Annotated in this window: 18 protein-coding genes; 7 read left to right on the top strand and 11 right to left on the bottom strand. The window is 72.7% G+C overall.

Annotation, left to right across the window (positions count from 1 at the left end):
* The 3 genes from JTN19_RS07850 to JTN19_RS07860 form a co-directional block, all read right to left on the bottom strand.
* A partial coding sequence (locus JTN19_RS07850; RefSeq protein ID WP_206931366.1) for an aminotransferase class III-fold pyridoxal phosphate-dependent enzyme occupies window positions 1-321 on the bottom strand: 321 nt, incomplete at its 3' end.
* Between the two features lie 89 nt (window positions 322-410).
* Complete coding sequence (locus JTN19_RS07855; protein ID WP_242530971.1) at window positions 411-878, bottom strand: GlcG/HbpS family heme-binding protein; 468 nt, start codon at window positions 876-878, stop codon at window positions 411-413.
* 48 nt (window positions 879-926) lie between these two features.
* On the bottom strand, window positions 927-2,105 hold the full coding sequence (locus JTN19_RS07860; RefSeq protein ID WP_206931367.1) for a murein hydrolase activator EnvC family protein: 1,179 nt from the start codon (window positions 2,103-2,105) through the stop codon (window positions 927-929).
* A 153-nt stretch (window positions 2,106-2,258) separates the two neighbouring features.
* On the opposite strand from JTN19_RS07860, the gene JTN19_RS07865 reads away from it, so the two are divergent.
* From JTN19_RS07865 to JTN19_RS07875, 3 genes are read left to right on the top strand one after another with little or no spacing between them, the layout of a single operon-like run.
* Entirely contained in the window at window positions 2,259-2,912 is a 654-nt protein-coding gene (locus JTN19_RS07865; RefSeq protein ID WP_206931368.1) for a glutathione S-transferase family protein, read from the top strand.
* Complete coding sequence (locus JTN19_RS07870; protein WP_206931369.1) at window positions 2,909-3,802, top strand: VOC family protein; 894 nt, start codon at window positions 2,909-2,911, stop codon at window positions 3,800-3,802. Before JTN19_RS07865 ends, JTN19_RS07870 begins: the two co-directional genes overlap by 4 nt.
* Window positions 3,799-4,548 carry an FkbM family methyltransferase gene (locus JTN19_RS07875; protein ID WP_206931370.1) on the top strand — a complete coding sequence of 250 codons (750 nt, stop codon included), beginning with the start codon at window positions 3,799-3,801 and terminating at the stop codon, window positions 4,546-4,548. The genes JTN19_RS07870 and JTN19_RS07875 overlap by 4 nt, the downstream gene beginning before the upstream one ends.
* Here JTN19_RS07875 and mdoH read toward each other — a convergent pair.
* The 5 genes from mdoH to JTN19_RS07895 all read right to left on the bottom strand — a co-directional run bounded on the left by mdoH (window position 4,512) and on the right by JTN19_RS07895 (window position 9,425).
* Window positions 4,512-6,185 carry a glucans biosynthesis glucosyltransferase MdoH gene (gene mdoH, locus JTN19_RS07880; RefSeq protein WP_206931371.1) on the bottom strand — a complete coding sequence of 558 codons (1,674 nt, stop codon included), beginning with the start codon at window positions 6,183-6,185 and terminating at the stop codon, window positions 4,512-4,514. The two genes, JTN19_RS07875 and mdoH, sit on opposite strands and share 37 nt — an antisense overlap.
* A 40-nt stretch (window positions 6,186-6,225) precedes the next feature.
* Window positions 6,226-6,354 carry a hypothetical protein gene (locus tag JTN19_RS20375; RefSeq protein ID WP_278008376.1) on the bottom strand — a complete coding sequence of 43 codons (129 nt, stop codon included), beginning with the start codon at window positions 6,352-6,354 and terminating at the stop codon, window positions 6,226-6,228.
* A 142-nt stretch (window positions 6,355-6,496) separates the two neighbouring features.
* Window positions 6,497-7,582, bottom strand: coding sequence for a site-specific DNA-methyltransferase (locus JTN19_RS07885; protein ID WP_191082614.1), 1,086 nt, complete (start codon window positions 7,580-7,582; stop codon window positions 6,497-6,499).
* Between the two features lie 53 nt (window positions 7,583-7,635).
* A complete protein-coding gene (locus JTN19_RS07890) occupies window positions 7,636-8,262 on the bottom strand; it encodes a ribonuclease HII (protein ID WP_206931372.1) in 627 nt (208 codons plus the stop codon).
* 53 nt (window positions 8,263-8,315) lie between these two features.
* Window positions 8,316-9,425, bottom strand: a complete 1,110-nt coding sequence (locus tag JTN19_RS07895; protein ID WP_242530972.1) for a PA0069 family radical SAM protein — start codon at window positions 9,423-9,425, stop codon at window positions 8,316-8,318.
* 44 nt (window positions 9,426-9,469) lie between these two features.
* Here JTN19_RS07895 and JTN19_RS07900 point away from each other — a divergent pair, with 44 nt between their 5' ends.
* Together JTN19_RS07900 and JTN19_RS07905 are read left to right on the top strand one after the other, a co-directional pair.
* Window positions 9,470-10,138, top strand: coding sequence for a TIGR04283 family arsenosugar biosynthesis glycosyltransferase (locus JTN19_RS07900; protein WP_206931373.1), 669 nt, complete (start codon window positions 9,470-9,472; stop codon window positions 10,136-10,138).
* 55 nt (window positions 10,139-10,193) lie between these two features.
* On the top strand, window positions 10,194-11,108 hold the full coding sequence (locus JTN19_RS07905) for an alpha/beta fold hydrolase (protein ID WP_242530973.1): 915 nt from the start codon (window positions 10,194-10,196) through the stop codon (window positions 11,106-11,108).
* Between the two features lie 3 nt (window positions 11,109-11,111).
* Here the strand turns inward: JTN19_RS07905 and JTN19_RS07910 are convergent, their stop codons facing one another.
* The 3 genes from JTN19_RS07910 to JTN19_RS20385 form a co-directional block, all read right to left on the bottom strand.
* Window positions 11,112-12,821, bottom strand: a complete 1,710-nt coding sequence (locus JTN19_RS07910; protein WP_206931374.1) for an ABC transporter ATP-binding protein — start codon at window positions 12,819-12,821, stop codon at window positions 11,112-11,114.
* 7 nt (window positions 12,822-12,828) lie between these two features.
* Window positions 12,829-14,001, bottom strand: a complete 1,173-nt coding sequence (locus JTN19_RS20380) for an MFS transporter (protein WP_206931375.1) — start codon at window positions 13,999-14,001, stop codon at window positions 12,829-12,831.
* Window positions 14,002-14,069: 68 nt separating this feature from the next.
* On the bottom strand, window positions 14,070-14,198 hold the full coding sequence (locus JTN19_RS20385; protein ID WP_278008377.1) for a hypothetical protein: 129 nt from the start codon (window positions 14,196-14,198) through the stop codon (window positions 14,070-14,072).
* A gap of 83 nt (window positions 14,199-14,281) precedes the next feature.
* On the opposite strand from JTN19_RS20385, the gene JTN19_RS07920 reads away from it, so the two are divergent.
* Together JTN19_RS07920 and JTN19_RS07925 are read left to right on the top strand one after the other, a co-directional pair.
* Entirely contained in the window at window positions 14,282-15,103 is an 822-nt protein-coding gene (locus JTN19_RS07920) for a universal stress protein (RefSeq protein ID WP_206931376.1), read from the top strand.
* Between the two features lie 13 nt (window positions 15,104-15,116).
* On the top strand, window positions 15,117-16,379 hold the full coding sequence (locus tag JTN19_RS07925) for a D-amino acid dehydrogenase (RefSeq protein ID WP_206931377.1): 1,263 nt from the start codon (window positions 15,117-15,119) through the stop codon (window positions 16,377-16,379).
* Window positions 16,380-16,410: the final 31 nt, after the last annotated feature.

The raw sequence follows: 16,410 nt of genomic DNA on the forward strand, positions 1-16,410 counted from the left end.
GAGGTCGCCCGGCGCCATCTCCACCAGCTTCTCGGCGAGCCGCACCGAGGGCTCATGCCCCTTCTGGAAGAAGGTGTGGTAGTAGGGCAGGGCCAGCAATTGCTTGTAGGCCGCATCCGCCAGCCGCTTCTCGGAAAAGCCGAGCGAGGCGCACCAGAGGCCCGCCATGGCCTCGATGTAGCGGCGGCCCTCGGTGTCCACCACATGCACGCCGTCACCCTTGGCGATCAGCACCGCCCCGTCGCGCCCATGGGCGTCGAGGTCGGTCTGCTGGTGCACCATATGGGCGATGTCCGCCATGTGCAGGTTGTTGGCGCGCATGATGGGGCTCCCTCTCCGGTCCGGAGAGGGAAGCCTAGGCCCATCCGCGCGCCGCTGTCAGTCCCTGATCCGTTTGGCCCCGATGGGGGTCAGGCGGGATCACCCGTGTCCGGCGCCAGGCCGGCCGCCTCGATGCCCGCGATGCAGGCTTCCTCGTCCTTGGCCGAGACATCGCCCGAGATGCCGACGGCGCCCAGCAGCACATGGGCCGCGTCGCGGACCAACACGCCGCCCTGGGCCGGCACGGCCTTGCCGCCCGTCAGGTCGGACAGCGCGTTGGTGAAGCCCGGCATGGACTGGGCGCGCCGCGCCAATTCCCGCGTGCCGAAGCCCATGGCCAGCGCGCCATAGGCCTTGCCGGTCGCGATCTCGGGGCGCAGCAGGCTCGCGCCATCCTCGCGCTTCGTCACCTTCACATGCCCGCCGGCGTCGAGCACCACGACGCAGAGCGGCAGCAGCCCCAGCTCGCGGCCCTTGGCGAGGGCGGCATCGGCGATGGTCTCGGCCTGGGCGAGGGTGAGGCCGTTCACGGCGGCCGGGTGGGCGGGCTGGGGCATGGTCGTCTCCTTGATCCTTGCCCCGAATTAACCCGGAACGGCGCCGGGTCAAATCCGCAGCAGCGGGCGGGGGTCCACGGCCTCGCCGCGCCGGCGCAGCTCCACATAGAGGGTGGGGCTGCCCGAGGGCGCCAGCACCCCCACCGGCTCGCCCGCGCGCAGGCGTTGGCCCGCCCGCACATCCAGCCGCGCCATGCCTCCCAGCACCAGGTGCTGCCCCGCCCCGCATTCGACGATGACCAGCTGCCCATAGCTGCGGAAGGGCGCGGCGAAGGCGACGGAGCCCGCGCAGGGCGTCACCACCCTGGCACCCGGCGCGGCCGAGAAGGTGAGCCCCCGCGCCGGCCCGCCCTCGCCGGGCGAGCCGAAGCCGCGCACCAACCGACCGGCCACGGGGGCGATGCTGCCGGGCGGCGACGGGTCCGCGGGCGGGGCGCTGGGTTCGGGCGCGGGCGCGGGGGCGGGCCGGGCACGGCGGGCCGCGGCGGCGGCGGCGCGCGCCTCCGCCCGGGCACGCGCCGCCTCCGCCCTTGCCCGCGCCGCCTCGACCCGTGCGAGCGCCTCGGCCAGCGAGGTGGCGCGGGCGATGGCGGCCTCGGCCTGCTCGGCGGCGCGGCGCTCGGCGCGGGTCTGGAGGGTCAGGTTGCGCTGCGCCTCGGCGAATTGCGCATCCAGCGCCGCGGCGGCCTCGCGCGCCGCGGCCTCGCTGGCGGCGAGGCGGGCACGGGCGGCGTCCAGCGCCTCGGCCTCCTCCCGCGCCCGGGTGGCGGCGTCGCGCAGCCGGGCGGCGAGGAGTTGCGCTTCCCGCACCATGCCGCGCATGGCGGCCAGGCCCAGCGTGACCTCCTCCGGCGGCATGGGCGCGGCCAGCAGCAGGGGGGCGGGTTCGCGCGCCACGCGCATCAGCACCGGCAGCAGGGGGGCGATGCGGGCGGCGAGTTCGGCCACCTCGGCCCGTGCCGCGGCCTCGGCGGTGGCCAAGGCTTCCGCGCGTTCGGTGGCGTCCAGAAGCGCGCGCTCGGCTTCCTGGGCGCGGGCGGCGCCGGCCACGCGCTCGGCGGCCAGGCGCTCGGCCTCCGCCTCGGCCTCGGCGCGGCGTTCCTCGGCGGCCTCGGCCGCGCGGCGGGCCTCGGCGGCCTGGCGCTGCGCCTCGGCGGCCGTCTGCGCCGCCACGCCACCCCCTGCCGCCAGCCAGATCGCCGCCCCCAGAAACCATCCCCGCATCATGGGGGCGGACCAGACCACAGACCGGGCCGCGCCGCCAAGGACCATGAGCGCGCGTGATTCACGCCTCCAGGCGTTCCGCCCCGCTGCGATCACCCGCCAAGGTTTCCTCCCTCCCGCGCCCGTGCGAGAAACCTCCCCGGAAAGGAACGCCCCATGCCCGAAGGTCGCCTCTTCATCGGCACACGCCGCTATTCCTCCTGGTCGCTGCGCGGCTGGCTGGCCGTGCGCCTCGCGCGGCTGGATGTGGAGGAGGTGGTGATCGCCCTCGCCACCCAATCCACCGCCGCCATCAAGGGCGCCTCGCCCACCGGCATGGTGCCCTGCCTGGAGCATGGGGGCGCGCGCATCTGGGACAGCCTGGCCATCGGGGAATATTGCGCCGAACTCACCCCCGGCCTGTGGCCGGCCGACCGCATGGTGCGCGCTCATGCCCGCGCCGTGACCTGCGAGATGCATTCGGGCTTCCGCGAATTGCGCGTCGCCATGCCCATGAACCTGGGGCGGGACTTCGCCGGCCGCGGGCGGACGCCGGGCGTGTTGGCCGATATCGCGCGCGTGGAAGCCCTCTGGGCGGAATGCCTGGAGGCGCATGGCGGGCCCTACCTGTTCGGCGCGAACTTCACCCTGGCCGATGCCTTCTACGCCCCGGTGGTGGCGCGCTTCCTCACCTGGCAGCCGCAGCTCAAGGCCACCAGCATGGCCTATGTGGAGGCCGTGCGCGCCCACCCGCTGGTGGCGGAATGGTATGACCTGGCCCGCGCCGAACCGGCGGAATGGCTGCTCGACAAGTATGAGAACCCGGCATGACCGACACTGCTCTGGCCCTCGACCATGTGGGCGTCTGCAATTTCGAACTGGGGCCGATGACGGCGGCCTATGAGGCGCTGGGCTTCACCCTCTCGCCCATCGCGCAGCAATCGGGCAAGCGCACGCCCGACAGCCCGACCGAGCGCATGGCCACCGGCAACCGCTGCGCCTTCCTGCGCCATGGCTATATCGAATTGCTGGCCATCGTGGAGCCGGGGCGCTGGGACAACCGCCTCTCGGAATTCGTGGGGCGTTATGGCGGGCTGCACATCCTGGCCATGGCGATGGACGATGCCGAGGCGAATCTGGCCCGGCTGCGGCGCGGCGGGGTGGACATCCCCGGCATCGCGCATCTCGAACGCCCGGTGGACAAGCCTGACGGGCCGCGCGCCCGCTTCTCCCGCCTGCCCTGGCCCGATGCGCCGGAGGGGCGGCTGCAACTCATCCAGCATCACACGCCGGAACTGATGTGGCAGCCGCATCTGCTGGACCACGCCAACAAGGCCGACCTGCTGGAGGAACTCATCCTCGTCAGCCCGAACCCGGCGGAAAGTGGCGCGCGCCTCTCCCGCCTGACGGGCCTGTCGCTGGAACCCGGCGCCGAGGGCGGCTTCGTGCTGCGCTTCCCGGGCGGCGCCGGCGTGGCCGGGCCGAACGCGCCGGCCATGGAAACCCGCGTGAGCCTGCTGCCGCCCGAGGCTTTGCCCGCCATGCTGCCGGGCGTGGAAATCCCGAGCCTGCCCTTCCTGGCGGGCTTCGTGGTCCGCACCAGCGATGGCAATGCCGCCGTGTCGCGCATCCTGGGCGACAAGGCCGTGGCGCTGCCGGGCGGGCGGCTGATGGTGCCGCCCGCGCTCGCCGCCGGGGCCGCGGTGGTCTTCGCCCCGTGATCCCCGCCGCCGCCATCGGGCGGTCGCTCCGGCTGTATCACGACAAGGCGCGCCGGCCGGCGCTGGACGCCTTCCACCGGCGGTTCCTGAATTTCGGGGACCTCGCCTTCGACGTGGGCTGCCATGTGGGCGACCGCGCGGCCAGCTTTCTGCGGATTGGCGCCCGCGTGGTGGCGGTGGAACCCCAGCCGCGCCTCGCCCGCACCCTGCGTCTCCTGTTCCACCGCGCGCCCGGCTTCGCGCTGGAGGAAGTGCTGCTGGGCGCCACTCCGGGCGAGGCCGTGCTGCGCCTGAACCGCGCCAACCCCACCGTCGCCACGGCCAGCGAGGCCTTCATCGCCGCCGCCGCCGGCGCCCCGGGCTGGGAGGGGCAGGAATGGGACGCGACGCTCACCCTGCCACGCACCACCCTTGATGCGCTGGTGGCCCGCCACGGCCCCCCCGCCTTCATCAAGATTGATGTGGAGGGCTGGGAGGCGGAGGTGCTGGCGGGCCTCTCCGTGGCCCCGCCCGCGCTTTCCTTCGAGTTCACCACCATCCAGTGCGAGGTCGCCCATGCGGCGCTGGCGCGGCTGATGGCGCTGGGCTTCGCCCATTTCAACGCCTGCCTGGGCGAGAGCATGTCCTGGGCCTTCCCCGCCGCCGTGGATGCCGCGCAGATGGCCGCCTGGCTCGACGCCCTGCCGCCGGAGGCCAACAGCGGCGATGTCTATGCCAGCCTGGACCCCGCGCGGCTTTCGGCCTGAACCTCCTCCGGTGTCGCGGCGATCCCGCGCGCCTTGAGCCAGCGCCCGGCGCCCGGCGCCGTGGTCCAGACGCAGAAGGGGATGGCCAGGAGCAGCCCCCCCACCCAGGGCAGCGCGAACCACAGCGCCCAGGGCGCGGTGGCGGCCACGCCCAGCAGCGCCAGCGCTCCCAGCAGGGTGTGCGGCCAGAGCAGCCGCGCCGCATCTCCCCAGGAGACGCCCCGATCGGCCCGGTTCTGCGGCTTCCAGCCCATCCGCAGCCCGAAGGGCAGGGCCAGCAGGAAACCCGTCTGGTGCACGGCGCGGATGGGGGCCAGCAGCAGCGCGAACAGCATTTCGGCCAGCGCCCCGCGCAGGAAGCGCCCCCGCCCGCCATAGGTCGCGGCCAGCCGCCCTTGCGCCAGCACCTGCGCATACCCCGCCAGCTTGGAGGCCGCCGGCAGCGCCCAGAAGGCGAGGAACAGCGCCACCAGCAGCGCCGTGGGCGCGGCGTCGAAGCCCCTCGTCGCCGCGATCATCGCGGCCAGCGCGAAGGCCAGCACCCAGAGCGGCGCGCAGAGGAACAGCAGCACCGCCTGGAGCAATTGCCACCGCGCCATCAGCGTCAGCCCCGGCGCCCCCAGCAGCGACCAGTACTGCATGTTGCCCTCGGCCCAGCGCAGGTCGCGCGCCAGGAATTCGGGCAGGGCGGGCGGGTTGCCCTCCAGGCTGCCCTCCTCCTCGGGCACGCACCAGACCTCCCAGCCGGCCTCGTGCAGGCGCACCGCCTCCACCTGGTCGTGGCTGAGAATGGCGCGGCCATCGGGGAGGGATTCGAGCCGCCCATGTTCGCGGAAGGGCATGATGCGGATCAGCGCATTATGCCCCCAATAGGGGCCCTTCTCGGCCTGCCACCAGCCCTGGCCGGTGGACCAGGCGCGCATCCCCGCGCGCATGCCGAATTGGAACAGGCGCGGGAAAGCCGCCGTGACGGGCCGCCCCACGATCAACTGCTGGAGAATGGCGATGCGCGGCGCGGACTCCATGGTGGCGACCAGGGTCCGCACCGCTTCGGGCGACATCTGCGAATCGGCGTCGAGGCAGAGCAGGTGGTCGTAATCGCGTCCCTCCGCCTCCAGGAATTCCATGACATTCCCGGCCTTGAAGCCGGTGTTCACCGTGCGGCGGCGCAGGTGGATGCGCGCGGCATCCGCCGGGCGGCGGGCGCGCAGGGCGGCGATGGCGGCGGCCTCGGCCTCGGCAGGCGCGCCCTCGGTGCTGTCCGAGAGGAACCACAGCGCGAAGTGTGGGGCGGGCAGCCCGTCCAGCAGGGCTTCCAGCGGCGGAATGACCCCTGCCATGTCCTCGTTGCGGATGCACACGCCGATGACGGTGCGCGTGCGCGGCGGCCCTTCGGGGGCCCGCAGGGCCGGCACCACATGCGCGGCCGGCCGCGGCGTGAAGAGCAGGATGGCCAGCCCCACCAGCCCATTCCCGCAGGAGAGCGCGGCCCAGGGTGTCAGGCCCGCCAGCGCCAGCAGCCAGGCGATGTCGAGCGCGGAAAGCCCATCGCCCCCCACCGCGCGCCCCGCCAGCAGCAGGGCCGAGAGGGCGATCAGCCCGCACAGGGCGAGGAAGGCGAGGCGCCGCAAGGTCATGCGCCCCATCCTGCCACGGCGCGTGCCTTTTGCCGAAAGCTCAGCCGGTGACGAGATTCCAGACGGTGCGGGCCATCACGGCGAGGAATGCGGCCAGGAGCAGCAGCAGGGTGAAGCGCAGCAGGATGAGAAAGGCGTTGCCGCGCCGGGCCGCCCGATGTTCCGCCATGGCAGGAAACCTTCAAGGTGAAAAATGCGGACGCGGGTTAACCTTGGCGCAACGCACCTTCAAGGCGGCCAGGGGAGTTATCCACATGACAATTTCGGACGAATAGGCCGGGTAATGGGTTGACAAAACTTCAAATTGAGTTTCAGCCCTCGCCGCCCAGCTCCTGCCGGAACAGGTCCAGCAGGCGCAGCGACCCGTCGCGCTGCACCAGGTGCCAGAAGGTCCAGCCATTGCAGGAGGGCGCCTCCTGCACCGCCGCCCCCACCGCATGGATGGAACCCCGCGCCGTGCCGCAGGCCAGGCTGGCATCGGCCTGGACGGTCGCGGTCCAGCGGCGGTGGCGGTCGGTCAGCGCGTCGCCGGGCGCGATCAGGCCGCGTTCCACCAGCACGCCGAAGGGGATGCGCTTCTGCTCGCGTTTGGATGGCGTGCCCACCAGCGCGGCCTCGTCATGCGGGGTGATGGAGAGGATGCGCCGCTCGGCGGCGGCCGCGTAGCCCGGGTCGCGCTCGATGCCGATGAAGCGCCGCCCCAGCCGCCGCGCCACCGCCCCCGTGGTGCCGCTGCCCAGGAAGGGGTCCAGCACCACATCGCCGGGCCTGGTGCAGGAGAGCAGCACCCGGTGCAGCAGCGCCTCGGGCTTCTGGGTGGGGTGCAGCTTGCGCCCGGCCTCGTCGCGCAGCCGCTCGGCGCCGGTGCAGAGCGGGATGAACCAGTCGCTGCGCATCTGCAGATCATCGTTCAGCGACTTCATGGCCGCGTAGTTGAAGCGGTACTTCGCATCCTGGCTGTGCGCGGCCCAGATCAGCGTCTCATGCGCGTTGGTGAAGCGCCGGCCGCGGAAATTGGGCATGGGGTTGGATTTGCGCCAGATGACGTCGTTCAGGATCCAGAAGCCCAGATCCTGCAAGGCCACCCCCAGGCGGAAGATGTTGTGGTAGCTGCCGATGAGCCACAGCGTGCCGTCCTTACGCAGCACGCGGCGGCATTCGGTCAGCCATTCGCGGGTGAAGGCGTCATAGGTCGCGAAATCGGCGAAGCGGTCCCAGTCGTCATCCACCGCGTCCACGCGGCTGTGGTTGGGGCGCAGCAGCTCGCCCCGAAGCTGGAGGTTGTAGGGCGGGTCGGCGAAGATGGCATGGACGCTGGCCGGCGGCAGGGCGCGCAGCGTCTCGATGCAGTCGCCCACCAGCACCTTGTCCAGCGGCAGATCGAGCCCGGCCCCCACGTCATCCCCTTCGCGAATCGGTCAGGGACCATGCCGGGGCCAGAGTCGTGCCGTCAACCGCGCTGAAGCGCCAGCGCCGCCTCCACGGGCGCGAAACCGCGGCGATGGTGCGGGCAGGGGCCGTGCCGGGCGATGGCGTCGCGGTGCAGCGCGGTGCCGTAGCCCTGGTGCCGGACGAAGCCATATTGCGGCCAGGCGCGGGCCAGCTTCGCCATGCCCGCGTCGCGCACCGTCTTGGCCAGGATGGAGGCGGCCGCGATCGACAGCGACAGCCCATCGCCCCCCACCACGCAGCGCACGGGGCAGGGCAGGTCCGGCGCGCGATTTCCGTCCACCAGCACCACATCGGGCCGGATGGTGAGGCGCATCACCGCGCGGCACATCGCAATATGCGTGGCGGCCAGGATGTTGTGCGTGGCGATCTCGCGCGCCGAGGCCGCTCCCAGGGCGAAGACCAGCAGCCCGTCGCGGGCAGCGGCGCGGATCGCGGTGGCGGCGGCCTCGCGCGCCGCCGGGCTCAGGCGTTTGCTGTCATCGAGCAGCGCGGCCAGCGGCTCGGGGCAGGGGGCAAGGAACATGACGGCGCCGGCCAGCACGGGGCCGGCCAGTGGCCCGCGCCCCGCCTCGTCGACCCCGGCGACGAGCCCGCCCGCTTCTGCCTCCAGCTTGTCGTCCGGCACCAGGCCCCCCGCGCGAATCGCGGGCCCATCCTGCCGTGCCGGGGGCGGGGCGGTCAAAGCAGGCGAAGCTGCGCGTCATCCACGCGCCCGTTGAAATGATGGGTGGCCAGGTGGTGCATCGTCTCCGCGCGGCGTTCGAGGCCGAGGCGCCGCGCGGCCGTGGCGAAGCGCTGGGCGAGCATCTCGGCATAGGCGCCCTCGCCCGTCTGGCGGCGCTCGAAATCCGCGTCATAAAGCTTGCCGCCGCGCGTCTGTCGCACCAGGGCCAGCACGCGGGCGGCGCGGTCGGGGTAGTGCTGGTGCAGCCATTCCTCGAAGAGCTGGCGCAGCTCATGCGGCAGGCGCAGCAGAACATAGCCGGCCAGCGCGGCGCCGGCCCCGGCACTCGCCTCCAGGATGCGCTCCAGCTCGGAATCATTGATGCCCGGGATCATGGGCGCGGCCAGCACGGCGACGGGCACGCCCGCCGCGTGGAGCTGGCGGATGGCCTCGATGCGGCGCGCGGGGCTGGCGGCGCGCGGTTCCATGGCGCGGGCCAGCTTCGCGTCCAGCGTGGTGACGGAGACGCACACCCGCACGAGATCGAGCTTGGCCATGCGCGAGAGAATATCCAGGTCCCGCAGCACCCCCGCGCCCTTGGTCACGATGCTGACCGGGTGGCGGAAGCGTTCCAACACCTCCAGCGTGCGACGGGTCACCTGGGTGGTGCGCTCAATGGGCTGGTAGGGATCGGTGTTGGCGCCCAGCGTCACGACGCGCGGCACATAGCCGGGCTTGGCCAGTTCGCGCGCCAGCAGCTCCGGCATGTCCGGCTTGAAGAAGAGCTGCGTCTCGAAATCCAGACCCGGCGAGAGGCCCACATAGGCGTGCGAGGGCCGGGCGAAGCAATAGACGCAGCCATGCTCGCAGCCGCGATAGGGGTTGAGCGAGCGGTCGAAGCTCAGGTCCGGGCTGTCATTGTAGTTCAGCGCGGATTTGGCGGCCTCGCGCGTCAGGGTGGTGCGCAGCGGCGGCATGTCCTCGGTGAGGCTGCCCCAGCCATCGTCGAAGGCCTCGCGCGCCGTGCTCTCGAAGCGCACGGCGGGGTTGGAGGCGGTGCCGCGCCCCTTCTGCCATATCGGCGGATGGCCATTGTCGGGCATGGTGGCGCCTCCGTTTCGCATGGCGTGAAGCTGTCCGCCGGGGCGGGCTGGGTCAAGGAAAAGGGATGAAGTTCACGTCTGTTTCGGTCGTGGTGCCGGTGCTGAACCCCGGGGCGCGGCTGCCGCCCCTGCTGGCGCAGCTTCGTGCCGCCGGGGTGGGCGAGGTGATCCTGGCCGATGGCGGCAGCGCCACTCCGCCCGAGGCCGCCCCGCCCGCGCGGCTTGTCCCCGCTCCGCGCGGGAGGGGGCCGCAGATGGCGGCAGGCGCGGCGGCGGCGCGGGGCGATTGGCTGCTGTTCCTCCATGCCGACACCAGGCTGGGCGCGGGCTGGGAGGCCGCGCTGCGCGCCGCCATGGCCGATCGCGCCCGCGCCCACCACTTCGCCTTCGCGCTGGACGACCCGGCGCCCGAGGCGCGCCGGTTGGAACGCGCGGTCGCCTGGCGGTCGCGCGCGCTGGCCCTGCCCTATGGCGACCAGGGGCTGCTGATCCATCGCGATCTCTACGCGCTGCTGGGCGGGTTCCGCCCCCTGCCGCTGATGGAGGATGTGGACCTGGTGCGCCGCCTGGGCCGGGCGCGAATCGCCGCCATGCCCGTGCCCGCCATCACCTCGGCCGAGCGCTGGCGGCGCGACGGCTGGCGGCGGCGGTCGGCGCGGAACCTGCTGGTGCTGTCGCTCTGGTTCCTGGGCGTGCCGCCGCGCTGGCTGCTGCGGCTCTACGCCGGGCGGTGAGGTGCTGGACTTCCGCGGCGAAAGGGCCAGTCTCTGCGCCATGTTGCTGCGCGTCATGAGCTGGTTCCTTCTCATCCTGCTGGTGCTCCTGCTGAGCCTGGCGGCCTGGCTCTGGACGCCCGATGCGCGGCGCGAGGCGCATGAGGCGCGCTGGGCGCCCCCGCCCTCCAGCTTCGTCGAGGTGGCGGGGCTGCGCCTGCACCTGCGCGACACCGGGCCCCGCGAGGCGCCGGCCATCCTGCTGCTGCACGGCTTCGGCTCCTCGCTGCACACCTGGGACGATGTGGCGGCGGGCCTTGAGGACCGCTTCCGCGTGCTGCGGATGGACCTGCCGGGCTTCGGCTTGACCGGGGCGCATCCCACCGGCGACTACACCGACGCCCGCGCCCATGTCGTGATCGCGGCACTCCTGGACCGGCTGGGGCTGGCCCGCGTGCACCTGGTGGGCAGTTCGATGGGCGGGCGCATCGCCTGGAGCTTCGCGGCCGCGCAGCCCGACCGCGTGGAGCGCCTGGTGCTGATGGCGCCCGATGGCTTCGCCTCGCCTGGCATAGACTACAACCGCAGCCCGCGCGTGCCGCTGCTGATGCGGGCGCTGCCCTACACCCTGCCGCGCTTCGCGGTGCGCGGCGGCATGGCGCCCGCCTATGCCGACCCCAATGCCATGACCGATGCGCTGGTTGAGCGCTACCACGCCATGATGATCGCGCCGGGCGTGCGGCAGGCCATTTTGGACCGCATGGGCCAGCATATCCTGGTCCCGCCCGAGCCGCTGCTGGCGCGCATCCAGGCGCCGACGCTGCTGCTCTGGGGCGTGGTTGACCGGATGGTGCCCGTGACGAACGCGGAGGATTACCTGCGCGCGCTGCCCAATGCGCGGCGCGTGGTGCTGGAGGGCGTGGGCCATGTGCCGATGGAGGAGGCGCCGGCCGAGGTGGTGCGGGTGCTGCGGGAGTTTCTCGCGGAGTAGCCCTCACCCCGCCTGGGCGTGCAGCCGCTGATACACGCCGCCGGCCGCAACAAGCTCCGCATGGGTGCCTTCCTCGACGATGCCCTGCTCGGTCACGACGATGATCCGGTCCGCGTTGCGGATCGTGCCGAGGCGATGCGCGATGACCAGCGTGGTCCGCCCCGCCGCCAGTTCGGCCAGCGCGCCCTGAATGGCGGCCTCGGTCACGGTGTCGAGCGCCGAGGTCGCCTCGTCCAGGATCAGGATGGGCGGGTTCTTCAGGAAGATGCGCGCGATGGCCAGGCGCTGCTTCTGCCCGCCCGAGAGCTTCACGCCGCGCTCGCCCACCACGGTGTCCAGGCCCTGGGGCAAGTCGGCGATGACGTCGTCCAGCCGGGCGCGGCGGGCGGCGTCGCGGATCTCGGCCTCGGTGGCGCCGAGGCGGCCATAGGCGATGTTCTCGCGCAGCGTGCCGGCGAAGAGGAACACATCCTGCTGCACGATGCCGATGTTCCCGCGCAGGCTCTCCTGCGTCATGTCGCGGATGTCGGTGCCGTCAATGGTGATGCGCCCGCCCGTCACCTCGTAGAAGCGCGGCAGCAGGGAGCAGATGGTGGTCTTGCCCGCGCCCGACGGCCCCACCAGCGCCACCGTGCGCCCGGCCGGAATGTGCAGGTCGAGGCCGCGCAGCAGGGGCCGGTCGGGCGTATAGCCGAAATGCACGCCCTCGAACCGCACCTCGCCGCGCAGCTTGCCCACGGCCCGCGCACCGGGGCGGTCGGTGATGTCCGGCTCCGTCGCCATCAAATCGAGGAAGCTGCGGAAGCCCGCGATGCCCTTGGGATAGGTCTCGATGACGGCGTTGATCTTGTCGAGCGGGCGGTAGAACACGCCCACCAGCAGCAGGAAGGCCACGAAGTCGCCAATGGTGAGTTCGCCGCGCACGATCAGCACGGCACCGGCCAGCATCACGATCACCTGCACCAGCCGCATGCCGAGGTAGTTCAGCGTCTGGCTGACGGCCATGATGCGATAGGCGTCGAGCTTGGTGTCGCGGTATTTGGCGTTGTCGGCGTCGAACAGCGCGCGCTCATGCGCCTCGCGCCCGAAGGCCTTCACCACGCGGATGCCGCCCACCGCTTCCTCGATGCGCGCGTTGAAGGCGCTCACTCGGCCGAACTGCGCCTGCCAGTTCAGCGTCATCCGCCCGCCGTAATGCGCGACGACCCAGGCGATGCCGGGCACCACCAGCGCGGTGATGAGCGCCAGCGTCGGGCTGACCAGCAGCATCAGGGCAAACGCGCCGGCGAAGGTCAGCACCGCGATCAGCACGTCCTCGGGGCCGTGATGCGCGACCTCGCCGATGTCCTCCAGGTTCTTGGTGACGCGGCCGACCAGATGCCCGGTCTTCTGATTGTCGTAGAAGCGGAAGGAGAGCTTCATCAGGTGGTCGAAGGCGCGCGCGCGCAGCCGCGTCTCGATCGCGATGCCCAGCACATGGCCGTAATAGGTGACGATGGCCATCAGCGCCGCATTGACCATGTAGACCGCGAGCAGGCCGAGCACGGCCAGCACGATGAGCTGCATGTCCTGCTGCGGCAGCAGGTGGTCGATGACGGCGCGCACCGCCATCGGGAAGCCGAGCTCCAGCATCCCCGACAGCGAAGCGCAGCCGAAATCCAGAAGCAGCAGCCGCTTGTGCGGGCGGTAGCAGGCGGCGAACTGCTTCAGCATGGGCGTCTCAGTGTCCGTGGCGCAGCGCGGCCCGGGCCAGGGCCACGCTGCCCGCCAGCGCCAGCACGGCGAGTGCGACCGGCAGGCCCCAGCCGGGCAGGGTTTCCAGCGCCAGGCCCGCGGCCGGTGCACCCAGCGCGCCGCCCGCCAGATAGGCCGTGTTCAGCCCGGCCATGCCCAGCGCCCGAGTGGGGCCGGCGAAGCGCTGCACCGCGCGCACCATGCCCAGCGTGTAGATGGCGCCCGCGGCACCGCCCCAGATGGCCAGCACCGGCCAGATGCCCCAGCCAGGCGCCAGCAGCGGCCACAGCAGGGATGCGGCGGCGACGGCGATGCCGCAGCCCAGCAGCGCGCGGTGCGGCCCCAGCCGGTCCGACACCCAGCCCACCGGATATTGCGCCAGCACATTGCCGAACCCGGACGCGATGACGATGGCCGCCGCCGCACCCGCCGTCAGGCCCAGCGCCAGGCCCTGCACCGGGAACACCGCACCCGCCGCCGCTTCCAGCGCGCCGCACAGTGCCGCGGCACCCGCCGGCGCCGCCAGCACCCACAGCACCGGCCGCAGCCGGTCGAAGGTCAGGCGCATGCGGCGCGGCATGGTGCCCGGCGGGTCGCGCAGGGCCGCGCCCAGCGCGAGGCCCAGGGCCAGGATGCCGGCCGAGACGAAGAAGGCCCAGGAGGTGACGCCCGTCACCAGCAGCACCGCCGGCCCGCCGCCGATCGCGGCGGAGACGAAGGTCTGGTAGAGGCCGAGGGAACGCCCCTCCTGCCCCTCGGGCGCGAGTGCCGCCGCGATGGCATCGGCCGTCGTCCAGGTCAGGCAGGAGCCCACGCCCAGCATCGCGCCGAACACGAACCACAGCCAGAGCGGCGGATTGAAGCCGAGGCCGATCAGGCCAAGGATGGCCAGGCCGCCCGCGATGCGGTGCAGCGCGAAGGCGCCGCCCACCAGCCCCGCGATCCAGGGCGTGGCCGGTGCCGTGGCCAGGGCCGAGCCCCACACCATGGCGGCGTAAAGGCCCACCAGCGCGGGCGAGACGCCGGCCTCGGTCAGCAGGATGGCGGCGAGCGGGGTGCTCATCCAGACGCCCGCGAAGGCGCAGGTGGCCGCGCCCACGAACAGGGCGAAGGGGTTGCGCGGCGCGCGCGGCGCCGCATTCAGGGTGGTGGCGGACATGATGTATCGGGCGCGCAGAGGCGCCCCCTCGGGATCCAGTGGTGGCGGTTCGGGAATGGGTCGCGGGTTCAGCCGCGTTTGCCGCCCTGTGGATCAGGCATCAGCAGCACCGGCAGCAGGCCGAGCAGCGCCGGGCGCTTCAGACGGCCGGAGCCGTGACGCGCGCAAGGGCCACTGAATGTGCCGAGGTGAGCCATGCCGCCAAGCTGACGGCGGCATTCATGAAAGTCAAACCAAGCCTGTATTGCGTGCCGCGCATGGCAGGCGCAATTTGCGCGGCATGATCGCCTCCATCCTGCTCGTCCTCGACGACACCCCGGGCGCCGCCGCCGCGCGCGACCTGGCCTTCGCCCTTGCCCGGCGGACCGGCGCCACCATCACCGGCGTCTTCGTCATGGACCGCCCGCACACGAGCGATGTTCACGAACCGGTTCCCGTGGGCGGCGGGGCCTTCGCGGCGCAGCGCAACAAGCGCCTGGCCGAGGCCCTGCGGGAGGAGGCGAGGGAGGTCGTCGCCGCCGCCCGCGCCGCCGCCGGGGACCTGCCCTTCGAGGTGCATCTGCGCGAGGAGGCGCCCGAGCCCGCCATCCTGGCCGAGGGTGCCCAGCATGACCTGATCATCATCGGCCGCGACTGCACCCTGGGGCGCGAGGCCTGCGAGGAGGGGCTCTCCCCCACCGTCGAGGCGCTGATCCGCGATGGGGTGCGCCCGCTGCTGGTGGTGCCGCCCGGCGCGCCGGCCACGGCCGAAGGCCCGGCGCTGATCGGCTATCACGGCTCACTCGCCGGGATGCGCGCGGTGCAGCTCTTCGCCCTGCTGGGCCTGGGCCGCGACGGCGATGTGCGGCTGCTGGATTTCAGCCCCGGTGGTGCCGGCCTCGCGGGGATGAAGGCCTATCTCAGCCACCATGGCTGCAAGGTCTCCGCCAAGGCCGAGACGGGCGACGAGCACGACACCCTGCTGGCCGAGGCCCGCCGCCTGCCCGCGCGCCTGCTGGTGCTGGGCGCGGATGGGGAAGGCGGTCTGTCCCGCCTCGTCTTCGGCAGCGCCACGGCGCGGCTGCTGCGCGCCGCGCCCTGCCCCGTCTTCATCCACGGCTGACGCGCGCCACCCCATGCATGTCCTGGTCCTGGGCGCGGGGGTGATCGGCCTCACCACCGCCTACACCCTGGCGCGCGAGGGCCATGAGGTCACGCTGCTGGACGCCGAGCCGGCCGTGGCGCGCGGCGCGAGTGCGGCCAATGGCGGGCAGCTTTCCTACTCCTACGTCGCGCCCTTCGCCGGGCCGGGCGTGCCGTGGAAGGTGCCGGGCTGGCTGATGGACCCCGACGGGCCCCTGCGCTTCCGCCCGGAGCTGGACCCGCACCAATGGGGCTGGATCTGGCAATTCCTGCGCGCCTGCAACGCCACCACGGCGGCCGAGACCACGGCGCGGCTGCTGCGCCTCGCTTATCTCTCGCGCGATTTGACGCAGGAGGTCGCGGCGCGCGGCGTGGCCGAGTTCGGCTTCGCCCATGCCGGCAAGCTGGTGCTGCAGCCCGACGCCGCCGCCATGGAGGGGGCGAAGCGCCAGATGGAGCTGCAGGCGAAGCTCGGCTCGGTGCAGGTGGCGCTGGACCGCGACGCCTGCGTGGCGCTGGAACCCTCGCTGGCGCGCATCGCGCACCGGATCGTGGGCGGCATCCACACGCCCGGCGAGGATGCGGGCGATTGCGCCCTGTTCTGCGAGGGGCTGGCCGCCTGGCTCGCGCGCTCGAACCACAAGGTCGCCATCCGGCTGGGGCTGCGGGCGCGGCAGATCATCCGCGCCGAGGGCCGCATCCGCGGCGTGCGTACCGATGCGGGCGTGATCGAGGCCGATGCGGTGGTGGTCTGCCTGGGCCTGGGCGCCCGCGAATTGCTGCGCCCTCTGGGCCAGAAGGTGCCGATCTACCCGCTGAAGGGCTATTCCCTCACCCTGCCCGTGGCGCGGTATGACGCCGCGCCGCATGTCAGCGTGACCGACAGCGCGTCCAAGGTGGTCTATGCGCGGCTGGGCGGCGACCTACGCGTGGCCGGCATGGCGGACCTGGTGGGCGTGGACCCCCGCCTGCACGAGAACCGCCTCTCCACCCTGATCCGCCAGGCGCGCGAGGCCTTCCCGGATGCGGGAAACTGGGACGGGCCGCTCCGCCCCTGGACGGGCATGCGCCCCTATACCCCCACCGGCCTGCCGCTGATCGGCCGCAGCCCGGCGGCGCCCAACCTCTACCTGAACACGGGCCATGGGGGGCTGGGCTGGACGCTGGCCATGGGGAGCGCGGCGGTGCTGGCCGCGCGCCTCGCGGGCCGCGCGCCGCCCATCCCAACGGATGGTTTCGACCCCGCCGCCGCTTGACCGCGCCCCGCCTCCCTGCCACAGACCGCGC

It is taken from the genome of Roseococcus thiosulfatophilus (assembly GCF_017311575.1).
Classification (GTDB): Bacteria; Pseudomonadota; Alphaproteobacteria; order Acetobacterales; family Acetobacteraceae; genus Roseococcus; species Roseococcus thiosulfatophilus.

Coding starts and splice junctions, on each gene's coding strand:
- JTN19_RS07855 (WP_242530971.1), bottom strand. CDS start 878: ATGCCCCAGCCCGCCCACCCGGCCGCCGTGAACGGCCTCACCCTCGCC.
- JTN19_RS07860 (WP_206931367.1), bottom strand. CDS start 2,105: ATGATGCGGGGATGGTTTCTGGGGGCGGCGATCTGGCTGGCGGCAGGG.
- JTN19_RS07865 (WP_206931368.1), top strand. CDS start 2,259: ATGCCCGAAGGTCGCCTCTTCATCGGCACACGCCGCTATTCCTCCTGG.
- JTN19_RS07870 (WP_206931369.1), top strand. CDS start 2,909: ATGACCGACACTGCTCTGGCCCTCGACCATGTGGGCGTCTGCAATTTC.
- mdoH (WP_206931371.1), bottom strand. CDS start 6,185: ATGACCTTGCGGCGCCTCGCCTTCCTCGCCCTGTGCGGGCTGATCGCC.
- JTN19_RS20375 (WP_278008376.1), bottom strand. CDS start 6,354: ATGGCGGAACATCGGGCGGCCCGGCGCGGCAACGCCTTTCTCATCCTG.
- JTN19_RS07895 (WP_242530972.1), bottom strand. CDS start 9,425: ATGCGAAACGGAGGCGCCACCATGCCCGACAATGGCCATCCGCCGATA.
- JTN19_RS07900 (WP_206931373.1), top strand. CDS start 9,470: ATGAAGTTCACGTCTGTTTCGGTCGTGGTGCCGGTGCTGAACCCCGGG.
- JTN19_RS07905 (WP_242530973.1), top strand. CDS start 10,194: ATGAGCTGGTTCCTTCTCATCCTGCTGGTGCTCCTGCTGAGCCTGGCG.
- JTN19_RS07910 (WP_206931374.1), bottom strand. CDS start 12,821: ATGCTGAAGCAGTTCGCCGCCTGCTACCGCCCGCACAAGCGGCTGCTG.
- JTN19_RS20380 (WP_206931375.1), bottom strand. CDS start 14,001: ATGTCCGCCACCACCCTGAATGCGGCGCCGCGCGCGCCGCGCAACCCC.
- JTN19_RS20385 (WP_278008377.1), bottom strand. CDS start 14,198: ATGGCTCACCTCGGCACATTCAGTGGCCCTTGCGCGCGTCACGGCTCC.
- JTN19_RS07920 (WP_206931376.1), top strand. CDS start 14,282: ATGATCGCCTCCATCCTGCTCGTCCTCGACGACACCCCGGGCGCCGCC.
- JTN19_RS07925 (WP_206931377.1), top strand. CDS start 15,117: ATGCATGTCCTGGTCCTGGGCGCGGGGGTGATCGGCCTCACCACCGCC.